The sequence below is a fragment of the Sulfitobacter guttiformis genome, assembly GCF_003610455.1.
GTDB classification, from domain to species: Bacteria; Pseudomonadota; Alphaproteobacteria; order Rhodobacterales; family Rhodobacteraceae; genus Sulfitobacter; species Sulfitobacter guttiformis.
The window spans coordinates 2,293,743-2,313,882 of sequence record NZ_RAQK01000001.1 but is presented as its reverse complement, the minus strand read 5'-3'; the positions used below and the strand labels follow the sequence as shown (position 1 = coordinate 2,313,882).

Below are 20,140 nucleotides of genomic sequence, written 5' to 3'. Positions count from 1 at the left end.
GCGCATGAAAAATGTCCTCGCGCTGATTTGCCTGACTGCCCTTACTGGATGCGGCACAGCTGGAAACTGGGGCTGGTATGTGATCGACCCGACCACAACGCAGGGCTGGAACAACATAACGTTCCTCCTCGACGGGTTTGGTGCTACAATCACCCTGTCGGTTATTGCGGCCATAATGTCGATGGTGATCGGCCTCATGGTCGCCCTCCCCGGTATGTCCACCAACCGTTGGATCAGAATGCCTTCCCGCGTATACGTTGAATTCGTCCGGGCCATTCCGCTGCTGCCGATGCTGTTCTGGGTGTTTTATGGCCTGCCTGTTGTTCTTCAGTCCATGGGCATATCTGTAAGAATAGACGCTTTTTGGGGCGCGGTGATTACGTTGGCCATTTCCGATTCTGCCTTCACCGCCGAAATCTACCGCAGCGGCATCCAAAGTATTGCACGCGGCCAGACAGAAGCGGCCAAGACAATCGGCCTCACCTACACTCAAACAATGCGCTATGTCGTACTGCCACAGGCGATCCGCCGCATCCTGCCGCCATTGGCGAACCAATTCATATATATCGTGAAGATGAGCGCTTTCGCCTCTGTCATCGGGATGCAGGAATTAACCCGCCGAGCTAACGAGCTGGTGGTGACCGAATATCGCCCGCTCGAAATCTACTCGCTGCTTATCTTGGAATACCTCGTGCTTGTGCTGATTATCAGCTTCTTTGTGCGTTGGCTGGAACGCAAAATGGGCGCAGATGAAAGCCGTTAAAGGAGACGATATGAACTGGACCACCTTCCTCGATGATACGGTGAAGCGGATGGGCGCGTTGCAAAAGCAAGCGCCGGAGATGTTTGCAGGCTTCAACGCAATGGGCAAGTCAGCCAAGAAAAACGGCGCGCTGGACGAAAAAACCAAAGAGCTTATCGCCCTTGGTATCGCTATCTCCACCCGCTGCGACAGCTGCATCGGATTTCACGTCAAATCGCTCGTAAGACTTGGGACTACCCGCGAAGAGCTATGCGAAGCGCTGGAGATGATCGGTTACATGGGCGGCGGCCCCTCGATTGCATTTGGGGCAAAAGCACTTGAGGCTTACGACGAGTTTTCCGCAGCCTGACTGTAGCCGGTTCTCGCGTAGCCAACCGCTTGGGCTATCAGGTCGCGTGCGTCGGGTACAAGCGCTTCGAGCTGTGGCAGGTCATTGATGCACAAAAACTTCGTCTTGGCCAAAGCTTCCCGCGTAAAAAGCGCGCGGGTCGCATCAGGCGCCTGCCCAGCGCCCTGGCCGCTTTTGATATGAAGGTGATCGCGCTGTTGCGAGACGACAGCCTGTCCCATTGCGATGCAGTGATGGTTATGCAGCCCTTGAGGCAAAAACTGCGCGATGTCGCGAAACCGTGGGATAATGTTGGCTTCGAATGCGTCGCGCTGCAAACCGAATAAATGTGCCATCACACTGCGCCGCATCGGATGCACCACATGGGCAGCCGCAAAAACGTGCGATGAGGGGACACCACACAACGCCGCAGCGTTTACCTGCATAAAGTGGTTGAAAAGGGCGGGATTATCGCGCGCCTCCCCATCATTCACAAGCTCGGAATAATCACGCCACGCGCCACGTAGAACCGGGTTTTGCCCGTCAAAGAAATCTGACGGCTTCACAGGCGCGGTCAGGAAAACATCATCGTTAAAATACAAAAATCGTTCGCTCAGTTCCGCGATACGCCACAGCATGCTTTCGATCGAAAGGGAGTTGAACGTCGGCAAAACATGGCCATAGTCTTCAAAAATTGCTGCGTGACGCACAATTCGAATCTTTTCGCGCAGAGACACAGGAAGACGTTCAAGATCAGGCGCACCCTCGTCGACGACGATCCAAATGTGGCGTATCCACGGTGCATGAACATGGATAGACCTCAAGCAATAGTAGATTTCATCGCTAGATTCCCAGCGGTGCGGATTACTGGCATTCTCGTTCAGCGCACCGCCTGTTTGGGCCATGAAACTGGCGCGCTGCGCACGGTGGCGCAGGCTGGTGCCATCTACCCAAGTGATTACTGCATCAATAGGATCTGTTGCCAATATCTCTGTCACAAGTGGTTTCGCCGTCCATTGGTTGCGTTTCACTATACATAGGGCGCTTGCGACAGAAGGGCAGCCCGACGTTAAAAACAACCTACTTGACCCTTCCCTTGTCCCATTTGAATATGATTTTCCGAAACGCTGGCAGGAGCCGTTAGATGCAGTCCACACTCGACCCCGACATTTTGCAGACGTGGGTTAACAAAGCAGAAATGCGAGAGGATGTGCTTCGAGCCGCTCCTGCAAATCTGATGGAAATGACACTGGACCGTGATGCCACGCTCAAGATCGGTGATGTGCTGCCGCCGCTCTGGCACTGGCTTTATTTTCTGCAGTCTGCACCGCTCTCTGCGCTGGGCCGTGACGGGCATCCCGCGCGGGGTGGTTTCTTGCCCCCTGTCGCCCTGCCACGCCGGATGTGGGCAGGTGGACGTTTCGGGTTTTTCCACCCGCTTCATATCGGTGTGCAGGTGCAAAAGCACTCGGTGATCAAGGACGTCGCGCTCAAAACCGGACGCTCGGGCCCGCTTTGCTTTGTGACCGTCCGCCATGAGGTGCAAGATACTGACGGCCTCGCCTTCTGGGAAGAGCACGACATCGTTTACCGCGAAGACCCCGCACCAGATGCCACCGCGCGCCTGACTGCGCCAGTAGGCAATGACTGGCAACATAGTGAGACAGTACACCCTACCGAGGTAATGCTGTTTCGGTACTCCGCCCTGACATTCAACGGGCATCGCATCCACTATGACCGCGATTACGCCCGCAACGTCGAGGGACATGCAGGGCTGGTTGTTCACGGTCCGCTTATTGCCACAATGCTGATGGATCTGGCGCAGCGCGTCAGCGATGGCTCCATGCCACGGAGCTTCGAGTTTCGCGCTGCCAGCCCACTGTTTGAGGGTGCGCCTTTTTCGCTCCACGCGCGCCGGCAGGGGGATGCCGTCAACCTCTCCGCAGCAACATCCGAAGGGCGTCTGGCCATGCAGGCCACCGCCCGCTTTTAAGCCGCACTTCAGAAAGTTCGGTCAAAGCATTGTCATTTTGAAGGTTTGCACGCCTCGCCTTCGCGCTATCTTCCTTTTATGTTCATCCTGACCCACGCAACGCTGCACAACCCCGCGATCCTCAAGGTCCGGCAACTTCCGCGCAAGTTCTTTGGCCGTGTTGCGGTCTGGCCGCGTGGACCGGTGGGCCTACGCGTTTTCTTGCGGCTGGTGATCGAATTTCAGGCAGTCCGGTATATCCTGACACTCACCCCTTTTATCTTTATCGGGCTGAGCTGGAATGCACTGGCCCTGCCGATGGCGCAGGCGCCGATCCTGATGATTTTCATGATATGGTTTGTCGAAATGCGGTTACTGCGCGTACCGAAATCCCGCCGCGCGCATCTGATCGACGGCGCGCAGGCAGAGCGCACGCTTGATCTGCTGCGCGTACAGTCGCGTGCCGCGCTCACCCGGATCGCCGCCTCACGGGAGATGAAGCGCGGAGAACTGCATCTGGTGATCGAACAGTCAGAGTTGTGGCGTATCGCCCCGCTGACATATGTCAGCGTGCAATCTGAGGATGGTCCCGAGGTGCTGCCCCTCAGCGCGCCTGAGCAGGAGATCATCCGCCGCACACTATTCCAGCCACCGTTGACCGAAAAACTGTTGCAGCGGGTAAACCAATCGCAGGGCACGTTTATCCGCGACATAACTTTCGATGCGCGCGGGGTCTCGGCCCATGCCCGCCTTGCAGCGGCCCTAGCGTGAAAGGTCAATCAACTTGCCAAAGGGTGGAAACACGCTGCCTGCTTCACAAAGAGCCCAGATCACATGCAATCCACGCGGCGGCGGGCCTGCGTCCCCCTCCAGATCCGTAAAGATCACCAGCGCCGCTGCCCCCAGAGCCTTTGCTTCAGTAATGACAGGAATGAATGCGGTACCGCCCCCGCGGGGCATTTCGGGCAGCGGAATTTGGGTGGCGTTCGGATCTATGCGGGCGCGGTGACGGATTTGATCGTCAAATACCATCAGGTGCAGTTCCGCCCGCATGCGCCGCGCAATGCCCGTCACTTCTGCCCAGAACATCGAGAGGCGCGCGTCGTCGATGCTGCTTGAAGCGTCTATAGCAATAGCGATGCGGGGCACGTCGGTGCGCGGGAGATTACCCGCCTCGAACCCTGGTTCAGGCGTGCCTGCGCGCAGCGCCTGTGCAGTTGCGGCAATCCAGCGTCGTTTGGGGCGCTGCGGGCTTGGCTGGGCTGCCTGCATCACCGCGTGCGTCAAAACACGACGCAGAATTTGCTCCCACGGGACACGCGGTGACGCCACATCGGCAAGGTGGTGACCAATCCTGCCGATGCCGCGCCCTGCGCTGCGCCCTGCGTCTATGGCGCGGGTTATGTGCTGACGCCAGCGGGCTGCATCCTGCACCGTGGATGCCACCTCGCCCATGCCTGCCTCCTGCTCCAGATCAGGGTAAAATTTCTGAATTGTCGCATAATCCTGCGCCTCGCTTCCACGCCCCGCGCCCTCACTGCCCCGTCCCGCCAGTGCAAAATACAGACGTTCTGCGTCCCATTCCGCCAACACCTCGGTCGCGGTCACCTCTCGGCCCAGTGCATGCTTTATCAAAGCTGTTGCCAACACCGCAGGGCGCGGCAGCGCGTGATCGCCCGCCAGCACGGCCTCGTTGATCAGCGCATCAGCAGCAAGGTTGAACAGTGCAGCATCAAAATCACTACCCAGCCGCGCCTGCAGGGTGGCCGCCCTCGCTGAGTGGCGCAGAGCCACGTGCAGAACGTGATGCGCAGCCAGGCCCATCTGCTCGTGCAGCGGCATCGACCCGAAATCGGGGCCATAGGTGATAACCTCGCCTGTGGTTACGGTTTGCACGTCATCGCGATGGATGCACCACAGAGACAGCGCCGCGATAGCCGGATCAGCTTCGGCCAGTGCGCGCAGGGCAGGAGCAGCGCGGATGCTGTGCCGCTCCGTGCTCATTCCTCTCGGCGGGCAAGGTAGGCGGCATAAGACACGGAGCCGCGAAATGCCTCTTGCAGACCCTCTGCCAGTGCCTTTTCAATCAAAAGCTCGAAGCCGTAAGTTACTAATTCGCCCAAAGGTAGGCGGGCAAACTCAGGCTCTGTACGCGCCTCGGCGAGCCCCTCAATCCCTGCCATAACGTCGATGGTCGCAGGGAGGGTTTCGGCGTCCGCAAGAGTAACAAGCGCATAGACCAGCGCGGTTAGACCATGAAGACTACGGGGATACATCCCAATGCGCTCAGCGCCTCGCGCCTCGAGCATAGCGCCAGCTTGTACCGTGGCGGCGATGTCCTCGACGATCAAAGAAAATTCCGCCGCAGCGGCATCGCCAAGCGTCCCCGCCAGCATAAGATCGCGCAACCGCTTGTCTGGAGTCGCTTGCAAAATCGCACTCGCCCGCGTCCATGATCGCGGAGTGCAGGCTATCATCCTGCCAAGCCTCAGAGTCTCCTCGGTCGTATCAAGCAGATCGGGACGGGTCCGGATGAAAGCGGTGACGGCCTCATGGAGGCCATGAGGCACGGCATAGGAGGTGAGCCAGTCATTTGCCTCCGCGCGCAGGCTCAGATGGATCAATCGGTCCGACAATGCGGTACCCATCTCATAGGCTACGGCACCATCCTCAACCATATTGCCAGCAGCAATGATAAAGGTCTTTGCGGGCAACGCGTGCTGACCTACGCGGCGCTCTTGCAACAGCCCATAGACTGTTGGCTGGAGCGAGGGGGCTGCGGCTGTCAACTCATCAAGAAAAAGGATTGTAGGCCCGTCATCGTCGCTCTGCGGCAAATCTTCCGGTGGGTACCAGACTGTTCGCTTGGTCGTGTGGTCGTAGAATGGCAATCCGCGCAGATCCTGCGGCTCTATCGTGGTGAGACGCAAATCATAAAGGCGGCTGCCCGTCTCGTTCGCGAGCTGTTGAACGATCTCGGTCTTGCCGATACCGGGTCGACCGTGCAGCATCCACGACGAAGTCAGACGCCCTGCCATTTGCGCAGCAAATCCGTGCCTCAGCGCATCGAGCGCGGCGCCGGCAGAGACGGGGGTGGTGTTGACAGACATCTGCGACAGCTCCTTTGTGCAAGAGGGTAGCCGTGCGCGGCAGGGATGCAAGAGCGGGAGCGGGATGAAAATGGACACAGAGACGCAAAGCGGGAGGATGGCCGCGCTGGACTGGCCCGTGATAACATCGCTCGGGGCTGTGGGCGCTGCGCCGCAGGCCACATCGCCAATGCAGCCCACACGTCCAGCGACAGAACAGACCGACAAGCGGCTGGCCGACCTCGGGGCCGCATTCGATACCTTCGATATCTGCGACGGTGCTGTCCTGTCGTTTCACCATCATTACCGTAACGGCGACCGCCTGATAAATGCTGTGCTGGAAGAAGCGGCGCGGCGCGGACTGCGGGGATTAACCATCGCGCCCAGCTCGCTTTTTCCGGTTCACGTCCTACTTGGCGCACATATCCAAAGCGGCGTGATCGGCAATGTTATCACCGACTATGCCAAAGGTCCGGTGACAGACGCGATGCTGTCGGGTGCGCTGCGGTCCCCTTTGCTTTTGCAGAGCCACGGCGGCCGTGCGCGAGCACTCGGCACAGGTGCGCTAAAGGTTGATGTAGCGTTTGTGGGTGCGCCGATCGCGCAGGCGGATGGCGCTTGCACGGGGCGCGGCGGGACATTGCCTTGCGGGCCGCTTGGCTATGCCATGGTCGATGCAGGCTATGCCCGCCGCACCGTGATCTGTGCACACGAAATCACTGGCGCTCCCTTGGCGCACACAGACATTCCTGCCGCCCACGTAGACGCGGTTGTGCCCTTTGCACACCCGGGCGCGGTAGAAGGCATCGCAAGCGATACAACCCTGCCCGCGCAGACACCGCAGGCACAACAGATCGCGACGTTGGTGGCGCAGGTGATCGCCGCAGCGGGCGTATTGCGCGACGGGTTTTCGTTGCAAACAGGAGCGGGAGGTTTCTCCCTTGCGGCCGTGCCGGTGATCGGGGCAGCAATGGCGCAGGCAGGTGTGCGCGGCAGCTTTGTCTCCGGCGGCATCACAGGAGCACATGTGGCGCTGCAACAGGCCGGACTGTTCGCGCGTCTTCATGATGTGCAATGTTTTGATGGCGCGGCCGTAGCTTCCTCAATAACCAACCCCGACCATTTTGCGATGAGCGCGTCACAGTACGCCAACCCCCTGCACACCGGCCCAATCGTCAATGATCTGTCTGTGATGGTGCTGGGTGCCGTCGAGGTTGACCGGCATTTCAACATCAATGTTACCCTCGGAGGTGATGGCAGGCTGATTGGCGGGCCTGGCGGGCATCCTGACGCGGCACAGGGTGCGCAGTTGACGATTGTGACCACCGGACTGGTCGCGGGCGGCTTTGCCAAACTGGTCGAGCATGTGCGCTGCGTCACAACGTCAGGTAAGCATGTTGACGTTCTAGTGACCGATGATGGCATCGCGGTACATCCGAAGCGGCCCGATCTGGCACGCGATTTGGAATACGCGGGCCTTCCGGTCAAACCTTTCGAAGCATTGATGCAAAAAAGCGCCCTGCAAGCTTCCCGCGCAAGGATCCCTGCAGCTTTATCGCCCCGCCTTCTGATTGAGGATCGGAGTGGCGGCGTGCTCGACTGGGCCTGACAAGAATGAGCGCATTTATTCCGACCAAAACAATCAGGTACCTTGCATTCCACCACGGAATCAGTAATTGAGTAAAACAGTAAGACTTAAAAACTAAAGGAGTCACCATGACTGTCCTCACTCGCACATCTCCGCTTTTCCTTGCCGCTGCTGCCCTTGCGGTTGGTTCCTGTGCAGCATTTGCGCAATCGCAAGGAGAGGTAAATCTCTATTCCTCGCGCCATTACGACACAGACGAGCGCCTTTATAGCGACTTCACCGAGGCAACAGGCATCACCATCAACCGGATCGAAGGCAACGCGGATGAATTGATCGCCCGTATGCAGGCCGAAGGTGCAAACTCCCCTGCCGACATCCTGCTGACCGTCGATACATCGCGCCTGCAACGGGCCAAGGACGCGGGCGTGCTGCAATCTGTGGACAGTGACATCCTGGAAGAGCGGATCCCCACCAACCTGCAAGATAACGATAACCAGTGGTTCGGTTTTTCCCAGCGCGCGCGGATCATCTTTTACGACAAAAATGACGTAAGCGAGCCACCGCTGGATTACCTCTCCCTCGCGGATCCGAAATACAAAGGGCTGGTGTGCCACCGCTCGTCTTCGAACGTCTATTCGCAAACGCTGCTGGCCTCGGTAATCCAGAACCATGGCGAGGAAGCTGCAACCACATGGGCGCAGGGCGTGGTTGATAACTTCGCACGCGATCCACAAGGTGGCGACACCGATCAGCTTGCAGCGCTTATCTCGGGCGAGTGTGACATATCGATCGCCAACACCTATTACTTTGCCCGCGCGCTGCGCACGGATGTGACCGGCGTGAGCGAGAATATCGACCAGATTGGGTGGGTTTTTCCCGCACAAGAGGCCGAGGGCGCGCATATGAACCTGTCGGGTGGTGGCGTTGCGGCCCATGCCCCTAACCGCGATAACGCGGTTGCCTTTCTCGAATACCTCTCGTCAGACCAGGCGCAGCAGTATTTCTCGTCCGGTAATGATGAATTCCCCGCCGTGGAAGGTGTCGCGCTCAGCGAAAGCGTGGCAAAACTGGGCACATACAAAGCGGATAAAGTGGACTTGTCCGCAGTGGCTCTGAACCTGCCTGCCGCGCAAAAAATCTTTAATGATGTTGGCTGGAAGTAAATTCACTTTATCAAAGTGATAGCCATTTTATTGCGGCCGCGTATGTTTATGCGCGGCCGCTGTTCATTGGTAACGCTGGTTCGTATAACTTGTTTAACATCCACCAGCCTCAAGGAGATCAACGATGTATCTGGCAATGAACCGGTTTACCGTTACACGTCAAAACGCCGCTGCGTTCGAGGCGCTGTGGTTGGGCCGCGACAGTCACCTCAAAGAGATGGAAGGCTTTGTCGAATTCCACATGCTCAAAGGTCCCGAGATAGGCGGCAAAATCATATACGCTTCACATACGGTCTGGGCGTCCGAAGAGGCGTTCCGGAGCTGGACCAAAAGCGAGGCATTCCGCAGCGCACACAAAGGAGCAAAAGACACCACCAAGCTTTATGAAGGCGCCCCCACTTTCGAGGGCTTCAACGCGATCCAGCAAATTTCATAGTCTGGCCCGCGCAATTCCAGATCAGACTGCCGCAGCTTAGCGCTCTCCAGCTGCGCAAAGGAACAGCTGCTTTGTCGATCCAAAAGCCGTCACAGCCGCACACTGCGACGGTCAAATTCATCGGCGAGGATCATTTGAGCGATTGGTAATTCCTTAGATATACTGATCCCGTTGCGGCGGTTGATCGCCAAAACCCAGTGGCACAGCCTACAGCAAATCGCGCTGAAGATCATGCTGCACAAAACCCCGACATTCAGAAAACACCTTGAGAGAGCTCGAAAATTGTCCAATTTAGGCCACTTTTCCCATCCATTTTCAAATGATTAGGAGTAACGAGTACCCTTGTTAAATCAGTTCCCCAGTTTGCGGAGGCACCCCGAAATGAAAAATCAACACGCCGGTATTGCCCCGTCTGCGCGCGCCTGTAGCACAGGCCATCGCGCATGAGTTATGCCGCCCACAACATTTCGCATGCAGATCACCGAAACATCGAATTTCTGCAAGGACTTCCCCAAAAGAGCACTGCGGTTGCACAGCATGTCATCGCAGCTTGGGATGGCTTCGATGTGAGTGCGGTCAATGACAACCTGCATGCAGCCCGTGACTTGCTTGCCCCAATTACGCGCAACGCCGACGCCGCGGGCTTTTGCGAATTAGGGCTGGTTTCGCAGGCATGTGAAGAACAGATTGATGCCTATTTTAATGGTCCCTACGTCGACCTCGCAATTTGTCCGGGGCAGATCGTTTGGGCCGTCGATATATTCGTCGAGACCTGCAACAGCCTGACCTCATAGTACCCGCACAGCGCAGTGATACTGTTGCGCGCCGCTTAGAATACTCGGATCAGAAGCGCGCCTGACAGGGCAACCACCACAAGGCCTGCTGCCATTTCCATGACTGGCATGACCCAGGTGAGCGCGCTTGCCCCTGCAATGCTACGCGTAACAGCCCCGCGAAACCCCAAAGCAGCGATGCCAACCGCGATAGTCACGGATGCCGTGCCCAGCGCCATAGCAAATGCTCCCGCAATCCCCGAAACAGGGATGCCCATTTGCCAAGTGATGATCAGTACAAACAGCGCACCCGTGCAGGGGCGAACAGCAATACCTGCAATCAGAACAATTGCATCACGCAAGCTTGTGGCCTGCTGAGCCTCTGCCAGCGATGGACCGTGCCGGTGACCACAACTGCCACAAGTCTCCAAGTTAGCTTGAGTATGGTGCGCGTGGTCATGGGCAGGGTAAGGATCAGTGTGTTCATGGGGCGTCTGTACGCGCCGCAGCCTCATCATTCCGCGCACGACCAGCCAAAGGCCAATCATAGCAATCATGATATAGCTGAGCGGAGCAAGCCATTGCTCCGCTGTCCCCACCATCCGCTCACGGGTGAGGCCCAGTAGCCATAGTCCGGCATAGGCCAGTGCGATTGCGGTAACTGCCTGCCCCAAACTGGACAAAAGCGCGATCAGAGACAGACGCACCACCGGAACATCCCGCGCCAGACCGTAACCGCCCACCAGCAGCTTGCCATGGCCCGGCCCTATCGCGTGAAAAAAGCCATAGGCAAAACAGCTTGTCATAAGCAGGGCAAAGGCGCCGGCATCTCCGCCGCGCAAGGCGCGCAATGTTCGTGCGATGCCGTTTTGGAAATCGCGCTGCTCGCCCGCTGCCCATCCGGCCAATTGGTCAAACCCGCCGCTGAGCCATAAACTGGCGACAACTGCACAGGCCAACGCCAGAGCAAGGGTTATAGCGCGGCGCATGTCACCCTCACGTCTGTTGCAAAACGCCTGCCAATATCACCCAAGCCCGCCGCCTCCATATCGAAATCCTCCGGCAGCGCGCCGATCTCGGCCTTTGTCATGGAAAGCGCACCTTTTATATCAGGCGTATCAACCGTGACCTCGCAGCCGTTCCCGCCTTGCACCAGCACTGGTAAAGTTACGTCATAGGCGGTGTAATACGTCCCGTCATACGGGAGAAAGCTGAGGGTGCCGTTGATCTGGGGCGCGCCCGAAACGGCGCGTAAATGGGTCGTGACGATCTTGCCCTCGGTCAAGGTTGCGGTAGGGGCCGTAGGGGCAGACAACGTCAGGTTCTGTCCTGCGAGCGTCCCCACAAGATCCCCGTTATACCCCTCGATCCATTGCATATCAAATCCGGTCAGGCGTGCGGTGTCTGCCTCGCTTAATACCCCGTCATAATCGGCATCGATCCCCATATCCTCGGTCACTAACAGGGAGTAAAGCTCGTCGTATTCCCATGTCACCTGAACATGGGTCAGCCGGTTATCCGCATCCACCACAAAGACAAGGCCGGCATTGATGAATATGTGCGGATGCGCGTTCGCAGGTGCGGCACAAAGGATCAAACACAGGGCGGCAAATTTGTTCATATTGAGCTATCTATGCGGTGCCGGATGCCGGATCAATCACCTGCAGTGTGTCAGGCGGCAGCAATCAGCCGACCCAGCCGCGCCACGCCTTCATCAATCAGTGCCTCGTTGGTGCGGCTGAAACTCAACCGCAGGGTATTGGAACCCGATCCGTCCGCAAAAAACGCATGGCCAGGAACAAACGCTACCCGCTCGGATTCGAGTGATCGCGCCAGAAGATCTGCACTGTTGATCTGCTTGGGCAATTCCAGCCAGACAAACATGCCGCCTTCCGGACGGGTCCAAGTGACACCTTCAGGCATATGCGCCTCAAGGGCGGCCAGCATCCGGTCACGGCGCGCGCTATAGGCGGCCTTAATCTTGGTCACATGACTGTCGAACTGGGCACGGGCCACAGTGGCAATCGCCATCTGGTTGATGGTCGAACTGTGCAAATCAGCAGCTTGCTTGAGCAAGACAAGCTGGCTGATCACCTGCTGAGCGCCACACACCCAGCCGACCCGAAGGCCGGGCGCCAGCGTTTTGGAAAAGCTCCCACAATAGATCGTCCGGCATGCATTGATGTCGCCTTTCCGCTCGATCTCGCGGGCCAGCACCGGCGCAAGCGCCTCACCTTCATAGCGCAGCGATTGATATGCGGCATCCTCGATCACCGCGATGTCCAGCGCATCGGCCAGATCAATCACCCGCTCGCGCATCGCGTGATCCAGTGTCTTACCGGTAGGATTCGCAAAGTCCACAGACATATACGCAAATTTCACACGCCCTTCGCCGGCTTCTTTGGCGTAATCAGCGGCAGAGCGGTTTGTTTCAGGGTCGAGGCGGTCATAACGCGGTTCGTAGGCGTTGAATGCGCCCAGCGCGCCCAAATAAGTGGGCCATCCGACAAGGGCGGTATCGCCCGGGCTCAAAAACAGTTTCCCCAGATAATCAAGTGCCTGTTGCGAGCCTGAAGTGATCAGGATGTTGTCGCGAGTGCATGGGACACCGAGGCGAGCCATTTCCTCTACGATCCAGTCGCGTAGCGGCCCGTACCCTTCGGAAACGGAGTATTGCAAGGCTGTGGCCTGATTTTGCGGGGTAAGCGCGTCCGAAAATGCCTCCTGAAAAGCCTGTGCGGGAAATAGATCGGGGTCCGGTATCCCGCCTGCAAACGAAATGATATCCGGCTGGTCCAAAAGCTTGAGAAGTTCGCGAATTTCGCTGGCTTTCATGCGGTTGTTGCGTGTTGCGAATATCTGCTGCCAGTCCATCAGTTTCTCCCAGAACCTATGCGTCGGGCAACTGAATATGGATTCGCGATATAGGTCAATATTTATGTCCTATACGTCCGGAACGGTCCTATCGATAAGCGCCAATCATGATAATCTCTACCGTTCCAAAAAGCCCAAGAGCCTGTTTTCAGCAGCGCGTAGCCCCGACCTGCCCGCGTCGAACTGTTTGGGATCATCGACACCTGCCAAGGCAATAATCTCGGGGTGGATATAACTGTTGCGCGCGACAGTGGGTGTATTCGACAAACGATCTGCTGCAGCTTGCGCGATTTCCTTGATCGTGGCACCACCTTTTTCCGCCACCTCGAACGCCGCAACACTGCCGGCCCATGTACGGAATGTCTTTGCTGTGAAGCCTTCACCGCCTGCGGATGAAGCGATGTAGCAGTTGAGGGCCTGAGACGTCAGCGCATGCACTTCTTCATCAGCGTCAAGCCATGACAGAATTTGCGCACCGGGCAAGTCGTCAATCTTGTTGAGTGCGCGGCACAACGTCTTGTCCTTGACAAGCTTACGCACTTTCTTGCCGCCCTTTGCGGTGTACCGCAAGCGGATGCCGCCCTCTTCGAGAGAGATGTGCTTGTGGCGCAAAGTCAGCGCCCCGTGGCTACCGTTCTGGGTTGTGTATTCGGGGTTGCCCACGCGCAGAGATGTTCGATCGATCAACGTCACTGCACAGGCAAGGGCAAATTCCCGTGCGCCTGCATCCTCTTTTAAATCACGACTTACCTGAGCACGCAGTCGTGGCAGGCTGTTGGCAAAATTAACCAGACCTTCGAACTTGGTTTTGGCCTGCGCCTCTGACCATTCCTCATGGTATCGGTATTGTTTGCGCGCACGGGCATCACGCCCTGTTGCCTGCAGATGCCCGTTGTGCAGCGGGCACATCCAGACATCCTCGTAGGCGGGAGGGACCGCCAATGCCTCAAGCCTTTTGCGCTCCGACGTGTCAGAAATCGATGTGCCATCCGGGGATGTGTAGCTGAACCCCCGACCACGCCGGATACGCCGAATTCCCGGCTTGTCATCGGAGTAATAGACCAGCTCAGCCGTCATGCCTTGCGCACTTCTGACGCTAGTTTGAGGACGGCATCACCGTCCTCTTGCTTGATGTATAGTGCTGGATCAGCCTTCGTGCCGTTGCGTGTAACTTCACTTCCTTTGATCGTGCGCGTCGTCTTTTCGTCAAAGCTGTTTTGAACTTTGCCGGTGGCTGTACCATTGCCCCAGTCCCACTCGACCTTATCACCTTCCGAAATTGCCATGATCCATTCCTTCAATTTATCATTGGCAAAACAAACAGCGGGCCGGTTTGTTCCAGTCAGACACGCCAGCGCAGCACCCTGCGCTCCAGCATCCCGATGACACCTGAGACAACAACGCCCAGTACCGACAAGATCACAACTCCGGCAAACAGCCGCTCCAGATCATAAAGGCTTCCAGCCTCGAGGATATAGGCACCGACGCCGTATTGCGCGCCCAACATTTCAGCAGCAACCAGTAAAATAATCGCAATGGTGAGCGAAATACGCAGGCCCGACAGGATGCCCGGCATCGCCCCCGGCAGCACGATCTTGCGCACTATCGACCACCACGACAGGCCGAAACTTTGTCCCATCCGGATGAGTGTACGGTCAACATTATCAACAGCAGCATAAGTCGCGACCACCGTCGGCGTGAAGGTACCAAACGCGATGAGCGCGTACTTGCTACCTTCGTCGATGCCGAACCAAATCACAAAAAGTGGCAGTAGCGCGATTTTGGGGATCGGAAAAATCGCAGCGACCAACGGCACCAGACCTGCACGGACATAGGCGAAGAGGCCAATCATTACGCCCACTGATATGCCCACAATCGCACCAGCAGTAGCTCCCACCGCTAGCCTGCTCAGAGAGGGGATCAGGTGCTTGAACAGCAATCCGCTGTTCCACAATTCGACAAATGTTCCAAGAACGTCGGAGGGTTTGGGCAGGGTCAGCGAGGTGATCCAACCGCTCTGCGTGCCCCATTCCGCGAAAGCGATCAACAGCACAAACACCGCAATACCGAGGCCGCGCACGCGCTTTGGCGCAAAACCACCGCCGCGAAAGGGTACCAGATCAGACATAAAGCAGCTCCGCATCTGCCGCGGCGGCCTCATCGCGCATCAAGCCCCAAAGGTGTTGTTGCTGCGCCTCAAGCGCCGCATCACCGTAGCGGCGATCCTCCAGTGGAGTTTCAATTTCGACGATTTCGCGGACTTCGCCCGGGCGGCGCGACAGAACCACAATTCGGTGCCCCAGCCGAACGGCCTCGGCGAGATTATGGGTTACGTAGACAGCGGTGAAAGGCGTACGCGTCCACAGTGCCACCAGATCATCCATCAGTAGTTCTCGGGTCTGACTGTCGAGCGCGCTCAACGGCTCGTCCATGAGCATCACCGCAGGGTTTACTGCCAGCGCCCGCGCAATCGCGACCCGCTGTTTCATGCCGCCCGACAATTGCTTGGGCAGTGCACCTGCAAAATCCGTGAGCCGCGTGCGGGCAAGGACATTTGCGATAATCGCATCGATGTTGCCAAGTTTATGATCCTCCAGCACCAGCGCCACATTGCCCGCGACCGTTCGCCATGGCAGCAGCGCAAAATCCTGAAAGATATACGTGAGCGCGTTAAGGCATCCTGCGGGCGGGGTGCCCAGCTGCCGCACGGCACCTTCGCTTGGTTGCTCCAATCCGCCCAACAGACGCAAGAGCGTAGATTTACCGCAGCCGGACGGACCGACAATACAGGTGATACGCCCTGACGGCACGTCCAGAGAAACATTGCGCAGCACGACCGTTTTGTCATAGCGGTGCGTAACCGCTTCCAGTTTCAGATCCATTCCCGCCCCGTCCAAAAATTAAAAAGGCCGGACCCTGCGGCCCGACCATCTTCATACGTCGACACGCTTACGCGCCGACTGTCTCGACGAAGGATGTGTCGATCAACGCATCAAGCTTGATATCCTTACCGACCAGATCCTCGGATTGGAACCACTCCAACTGGTCGCGGACTGACGCCACATTCATCGCAGCACCCTCGTTCAGCCGCATGGTGCCGTTGATGATCGAGGGAGCCGCTTTTTCCCGCGGCTGGTCGGTGTAGACATATTTGTGCAGCAGATCGACCATTGCGTTCTCGCCTTCGTCGCCGCCATCGCGTGCGATCATTGCCGCGTTGTAATCAGATACACCCTTGGAATAGGCGGCAAGGTAATCTGTGGTCATCTGCTTTTCTTCGCTCGCGTTCTTGGCCGAGGTAAACACGGTTGTGACCTGATAATCAGGAAGGTACGTTACGACATCCCCGACAATATGCACCGCACCCGATCCCGCCAGCGGCTTTGCAATGTGCGGAACAATCGACCACGCATCAATCTGGCCGGATTTCAAAGCACCAATAATAGCGCCGACCTTCTGCAGCGGTTTGTACTGGAGGGTGATGCCCTCGGCCTCGGCCATCTTTGCCCCCATGTAATGGAACGAAGATCCCGCAGTGCTGATCCCGTATGATTTACCGTCGAGCATGGATGGCGCCGTGATCCCCGCCTGAAACGCCGCATCCGAGACGAGGAATTTCTGACCGTCAATGCCCGCTTCTTCTTGTAGGGCTCCACCGATCACCTTGATCGCGCCCTTGTCGGCCAGCGACACAAGTCCGCCAGAAATCGCCGTAACCGCATAATCTACATCGCCCGAAGCAATCGCCACTGCCATCGGTTGTGCGGCCTGAAAGAATTTGATCTCGACATCAAGACCGGCCTGTTTGAAATATTCGCGCTCGACCCCTACAAATGTACCCGCGTGGCTGGTGAAACTCAGCGCGCCCAATGTGATTTTTCGTCCCTGCGCAATCGCCGGTGCACCCAGACCCAGTGCTGCAGCGGACGCCGCCATGCCTGCCAATGTCTGGCGCCTTGTCAAAATTTCCATGATATTCCCTCCCTATTTTTATCTGGTTCCAACTTGCCCCCGCAGTTTAAAGGGTGTCAAGCAGAGCATCCCTCCGCCACCCCGATTGCCCTGCCCTTCAGCAAGCGCTATCAGCGATACAAACCCGTTTCAAAAAAGGCTGCTGCCCATGACCGCCCATCGCCCCCTCCTCATTGCACCATCCATCCTTGCGGCGGATTTTGCCAATTTCGGCGCAGAATGTGCCGCCGTCGAGGCGCAGGGCGCCGATTGGATCCATGTTGATGTCATGGACGGGCATTTCGTTCCCAACATCAGCTTCGGTGCAGCAACCTGTGCCGCGATCCGCCCTCACATCAAGGGCGTGATGGATGTCCATCTGATGATCTCTCCAGTGGATGCATATATCGAGGATTTTGCACGAGCCGGTGCAGATTTTATCACAGCTCACGTCGAGGCAGGTCCTCACATCCACCGAACGCTGCAAGCAATCCGCGCCAGCGGGGCCAAAGCGGGCGTAGCCCTAAACCCCGGCACACCTGCATCGGCGGTTGCTGATCTGCTGGACCTTGCTGATCTGGTTTGCGTGATGACAGTGAACCCCGGCTTTGGTGGCCAGAAGTTTATCGACATGAGTGCCAAGGTAAAAACCCTACGCGAGATGATCGGGGACCGCCCCATTCACATCGAGATCGACGGTGGTGTCGACCCCGTAACCGCGCCGATTGTAGCAGCGGCAGGAGCCGACGTGCTAGTGGCAGGATCGGCCGTGTTCAGGGGCGGCTCCGTGAGCGACCCGGCGCCTTACGGCACAAACATCCGCGCAATCCGCGAGGCCGTGGCCGGCGTTTACGTCTAAGCGAAGTGCCCCAAAGGGCGATTTGCCCTAAGGCAGATCGCCGCCCAGCATTTCTATCATCTTGTGCTTGAGCAGTTTACCCGTGGGCGCCGCAGGCAGTGCGCTTGCAAGGATAATATGCTTGGGCCGCTTGTATCCGGCCAGACGCTCTTTGACAAAAGCACGCAGTTCCTCGACTTGTGGCCTGTCCGTGTCAGAGACCTGTACGAAAGCAAGTACTTCTTCGTCGCCGTCCTTGGTCCGCCCGACAACTGCGCATTGTATAACCTGAGGGTGATCGTTGAGCGCGGCCTCGACTTCGGGGGGATAGACATTGAACCCCCCATGAATGATCAACTCTTTGGAGCGGCCCAGAATATGCAATCTGCTGTTCTCGTCGATCTTGCCGAGGTCACCTGTACGCAACCATCCGTCCGGAGTGAGCGCCTGCGCCGTCGCCGCCGCATTGCGGTAGTACCCCTTCATCAGATGGGGACCGCGCACCAGCACCTCGCCCTCGTCTACCCCGTTACCGCCGGGCGCATTGGCATCAATCATCGCCTCGGTCCCTGGCGTGACCGGACCCACGGAAATATCGGAGGATCCGATAGGATTATCGGTCGCAGACGCACCGGAAGAGGTTTCGGTCATGCCGAACCCGTTTTGCAATGGCAGCTCGTAGAATGCCTCGGCCTTGCGCTTCCACGCAGGATCAAGTGGCGCACCACCCGACGAGACATAGCGTAGCGCAGGGGCACCAAGCCGCTCCATCCCCTGCTCCTTTGTATATTGCATGACCATCGCGTGCATCTGCGGCACTGCGGGAATGATCGTCACGCCACCCATTGCCGCCTCGTAGAGCTTTTGCGCCGAAAATCTGGCATCGATCTTCACGTGCGCTCCGGTGAAGCAGGCACCCGTTAGAACGGAAATCAATCCGAACACATGGCTCATCGGCAGCACGCCATAAACTACGTCTTCGGGTACCATTTTGCGCAGACCACTTGACGCTTTTCCGCCGAAACGCACCCCGCTATGGGTCAACATGACGCCTTTGGGATCGCCGGTTGTGCCGGTGGTATACAAAAGCACTGCCACATCATGAAGGTCCGGGTCAGGATCGGTGGCGCGTTTGGCCAACAACAAAGTGCCGAAAGCACCAGTGATCTCTTTTGCGCCCATCCGCGCCCCGTGCGCTGCGGCATCGGGAGAAACATGCGCCGTCATCAGAACAACAGCAGGGGTTGCATGGGCAAGCACCTTGTCTACTTCACCCTCTGTCTGGCGTGCATTGAACGGAATGATTACAGCGCCAGTTTTCCATGCGGCATGTAAAGCGGCCACAGCTGCGGCACAGTTCTCTACCAGCAGCAAGACGCGGTCATTGGCTTGAACTCCCGCTGCCTGTAACTCGGACGCCAAATCGTCGCTGGCACGGTCAAGCGCGGAATAGCTCCAGTGAGCCCCGCTAGAATCGCTCAGCGCGGGGCTGTCCGGCGCCGCAGCGACCCGGTCTCTCAAAAAATCTTCTACCCGTGCCATGCTGTATCCTCCCAAATCAGCCCTGCAATGAGCCTTAGTTTTAACTGTAGTTCGGTTTACGCTTTTCCAAGAACGCCGCAATACCCTCGGCGGCCTCAGGCGCGCCTGTGGCATGGCCCATCGCATCGCGCTCATGATCCAGCTGTGCTGCCTCTGAGGTGTCATAAGCTGCCGCTACCATTTTGCGGATAGCAGCCTGTGCATCGCGGGGACCTGCGGCAAAGCGGTCAGCGTAATCGCGTGCCACCTCCATCGTGCCACCCACCTCTGTGAGTATATTTACAACGGCCAGATCATGCATCCGCTCAGCCAGAACCGGCTGCGCCAGGAGGCACATCTCCATGGACAGTTGACGTGGCAACGCACGCGCCAAATGCGCGGTAAGGCCTCCGTCCGGTACCAGACCCGCCTTCACGTAAGCTGCCACAAATTTCGCACCCTTGGCCGCCACGATAATATCACAAGCAAGTGCAAAGCTGAGGCCCGCACCCGCTGCGCCGCCCTCAACCGCTGCGATAAACGGCACAGGACAGGCGCGCATGGCGCGGATCACATCATGCAGGCCGTCGATGCGCGCTGTGCGTTGCTCTGCAGGCATGCCCTGACTTTTAATCAACTGATTGAGATCCCCCCCCGCACAGAAGAACGGCCCTTCGGCGGTAAGGATAATCGAGCGGATACGCCGCTCTGAAGCCATTTCGCAGGCCTGCATGATACATGCGTAAAGCTCCGGCGAAAGCGCGCCGCGTTTTTCAGTGTTGCCGTTCCAGATGATCAGGCGGTCGCCTGCGTCTTCCAACCGTGCGCTCATGTCATCATCACT

General features: G+C 57.8%; 22 protein-coding genes. 9 read left to right on the top strand and 13 right to left on the bottom strand.

Annotated elements, in window-relative coordinates; all coding sequences use genetic code 11:
- Window positions 1-4 precede the first annotated feature (4 nt).
- Window positions 5-763 (top strand): amino acid ABC transporter permease, encoded by a 759-nt coding sequence (locus C8N30_RS11260; RefSeq protein ID WP_025061077.1) that lies wholly within the window; start codon window positions 5-7, stop codon window positions 761-763.
- Between the two features lie 10 nt (window positions 764-773).
- Entirely contained in the window at window positions 774-1,112 is a 339-nt protein-coding gene (locus C8N30_RS11255; RefSeq protein ID WP_025061076.1) for a carboxymuconolactone decarboxylase family protein, read from the top strand.
- Here the strand turns inward: C8N30_RS11255 and C8N30_RS11250 are convergent.
- Complete coding sequence (locus C8N30_RS11250) at window positions 1,088-2,089, bottom strand: stealth family protein (protein WP_025061075.1); 1,002 nt, start codon at window positions 2,087-2,089, stop codon at window positions 1,088-1,090. The genes C8N30_RS11255 and C8N30_RS11250 overlap by 25 nt on opposite strands.
- 146 nt (window positions 2,090-2,235) lie before the next feature.
- Here C8N30_RS11250 and C8N30_RS11245 point away from each other — a divergent pair, with 146 nt between their 5' ends.
- Window positions 2,236-3,084 carry an HTD2 family dehydratase gene (locus C8N30_RS11245; protein ID WP_025061074.1) on the top strand — a complete coding sequence of 283 codons (849 nt, stop codon included), beginning with the start codon at window positions 2,236-2,238 and terminating at the stop codon, window positions 3,082-3,084.
- A 78-nt stretch (window positions 3,085-3,162) separates the two neighbouring features.
- Window positions 3,163-3,834 (top strand): hypothetical protein, encoded by a 672-nt coding sequence (locus tag C8N30_RS11240; RefSeq protein ID WP_025061073.1) that lies wholly within the window; start codon window positions 3,163-3,165, stop codon window positions 3,832-3,834.
- Here C8N30_RS11240 and C8N30_RS11235 read toward each other — a convergent pair.
- Window positions 3,826-5,067 (bottom strand): vWA domain-containing protein, encoded by a 1,242-nt coding sequence (locus C8N30_RS11235; RefSeq protein ID WP_025061072.1) that lies wholly within the window; start codon window positions 5,065-5,067, stop codon window positions 3,826-3,828. The genes C8N30_RS11240 and C8N30_RS11235 overlap by 9 nt on opposite strands.
- A complete protein-coding gene (locus tag C8N30_RS11230; protein WP_025061071.1) occupies window positions 5,064-6,173 on the bottom strand; it encodes an AAA family ATPase in 1,110 nt (369 codons plus the stop codon). The genes C8N30_RS11235 and C8N30_RS11230 overlap by 4 nt, the downstream gene beginning before the upstream one ends.
- A gap of 64 nt (window positions 6,174-6,237) precedes the next feature.
- Here C8N30_RS11230 and C8N30_RS11225 point away from each other — a divergent pair, with 64 nt between their 5' ends.
- The 4 genes from C8N30_RS11225 (at window position 6,238) to C8N30_RS11210 (ending at window position 10,133) form a co-directional block, all read left to right on the top strand.
- Window positions 6,238-7,761: a citrate lyase subunit alpha gene (locus tag C8N30_RS11225; RefSeq protein ID WP_025061070.1), complete on the top strand. Its 1,524-nt coding sequence runs from the start codon at window positions 6,238-6,240 to the stop codon at window positions 7,759-7,761.
- Between the two features lie 107 nt (window positions 7,762-7,868).
- The gene (locus C8N30_RS11220; protein ID WP_025061069.1) at window positions 7,869-8,903 is read left to right on the top strand and encodes a Fe(3+) ABC transporter substrate-binding protein; all 1,035 of its coding nucleotides are present in this window, start codon (window positions 7,869-7,871) and stop codon (window positions 8,901-8,903) included.
- Between the two features lie 124 nt (window positions 8,904-9,027).
- On the top strand, window positions 9,028-9,339 hold the full coding sequence (locus C8N30_RS11215; protein WP_025061068.1) for an antibiotic biosynthesis monooxygenase family protein: 312 nt from the start codon (window positions 9,028-9,030) through the stop codon (window positions 9,337-9,339).
- A gap of 443 nt (window positions 9,340-9,782) precedes the next feature.
- Window positions 9,783-10,133 carry a hypothetical protein gene (locus C8N30_RS11210; protein ID WP_025061067.1) on the top strand — a complete coding sequence of 117 codons (351 nt, stop codon included), beginning with the start codon at window positions 9,783-9,785 and terminating at the stop codon, window positions 10,131-10,133.
- A 35-nt stretch (window positions 10,134-10,168) separates the two neighbouring features.
- Here the strand turns inward: C8N30_RS11210 and C8N30_RS11205 are convergent, their stop codons facing one another.
- The 8 genes from C8N30_RS11205 to C8N30_RS11170 form a co-directional block, all read right to left on the bottom strand.
- On the bottom strand, window positions 10,169-11,101 hold the full coding sequence (locus tag C8N30_RS11205) for a nickel/cobalt transporter (protein ID WP_025061066.1): 933 nt from the start codon (window positions 11,099-11,101) through the stop codon (window positions 10,169-10,171).
- A complete protein-coding gene (locus tag C8N30_RS11200; RefSeq protein WP_025061065.1) occupies window positions 11,086-11,733 on the bottom strand; it encodes a DUF1007 family protein in 648 nt (215 codons plus the stop codon). Before C8N30_RS11200 ends, C8N30_RS11205 begins: the two co-directional genes overlap by 16 nt.
- Before the next feature lie 50 nt (window positions 11,734-11,783).
- Window positions 11,784-12,986, bottom strand: a complete 1,203-nt coding sequence (locus tag C8N30_RS11195; RefSeq protein ID WP_025061064.1) for an aminotransferase-like domain-containing protein — start codon at window positions 12,984-12,986, stop codon at window positions 11,784-11,786.
- Window positions 12,987-13,103: 117 nt separating this feature from the next.
- Window positions 13,104-14,063, bottom strand: coding sequence for a DNA topoisomerase IB (locus C8N30_RS11190; protein ID WP_025061063.1), 960 nt, complete (start codon window positions 14,061-14,063; stop codon window positions 13,104-13,106).
- Window positions 14,060-14,272 (bottom strand): hypervirulence associated TUDOR domain-containing protein, encoded by a 213-nt coding sequence (locus tag C8N30_RS11185; RefSeq protein WP_025061062.1) that lies wholly within the window; start codon window positions 14,270-14,272, stop codon window positions 14,060-14,062. The genes C8N30_RS11190 and C8N30_RS11185 overlap by 4 nt, the downstream gene beginning before the upstream one ends.
- Window positions 14,273-14,328: 56 nt before the next feature.
- Window positions 14,329-15,114, bottom strand: a complete 786-nt coding sequence (locus C8N30_RS11180) for an ABC transporter permease (protein WP_025061061.1) — start codon at window positions 15,112-15,114, stop codon at window positions 14,329-14,331.
- Window positions 15,107-15,868 (bottom strand): ABC transporter ATP-binding protein, encoded by a 762-nt coding sequence (locus tag C8N30_RS11175; protein ID WP_025061060.1) that lies wholly within the window; start codon window positions 15,866-15,868, stop codon window positions 15,107-15,109. The genes C8N30_RS11180 and C8N30_RS11175 overlap by 8 nt, the downstream gene beginning before the upstream one ends.
- A gap of 67 nt (window positions 15,869-15,935) precedes the next feature.
- Entirely contained in the window at window positions 15,936-16,958 is a 1,023-nt protein-coding gene (locus tag C8N30_RS11170; protein WP_025061059.1) for an ABC transporter substrate-binding protein, read from the bottom strand.
- A gap of 148 nt (window positions 16,959-17,106) precedes the next feature.
- Here C8N30_RS11170 and rpe point away from each other — a divergent pair, with 148 nt between their 5' ends.
- A complete protein-coding gene (gene rpe / locus C8N30_RS11165; protein WP_025061058.1) occupies window positions 17,107-17,796 on the top strand; it encodes a ribulose-phosphate 3-epimerase in 690 nt (229 codons plus the stop codon).
- A 27-nt stretch (window positions 17,797-17,823) separates the two neighbouring features.
- Here rpe and C8N30_RS11160 read toward each other — a convergent pair whose 3' ends face one another.
- Window positions 17,824-19,317 carry a class I adenylate-forming enzyme family protein gene (locus C8N30_RS11160; RefSeq protein WP_025061057.1) on the bottom strand — a complete coding sequence of 498 codons (1,494 nt, stop codon included), beginning with the start codon at window positions 19,315-19,317 and terminating at the stop codon, window positions 17,824-17,826.
- Between the two features lie 40 nt (window positions 19,318-19,357).
- Window positions 19,358-20,128: an oxepin-CoA hydrolase, alternative type gene (locus tag C8N30_RS11155; protein ID WP_025061056.1), complete on the bottom strand. Its 771-nt coding sequence runs from the start codon at window positions 20,126-20,128 to the stop codon at window positions 19,358-19,360.
- Window positions 20,129-20,140 lie beyond the last annotated feature (12 nt).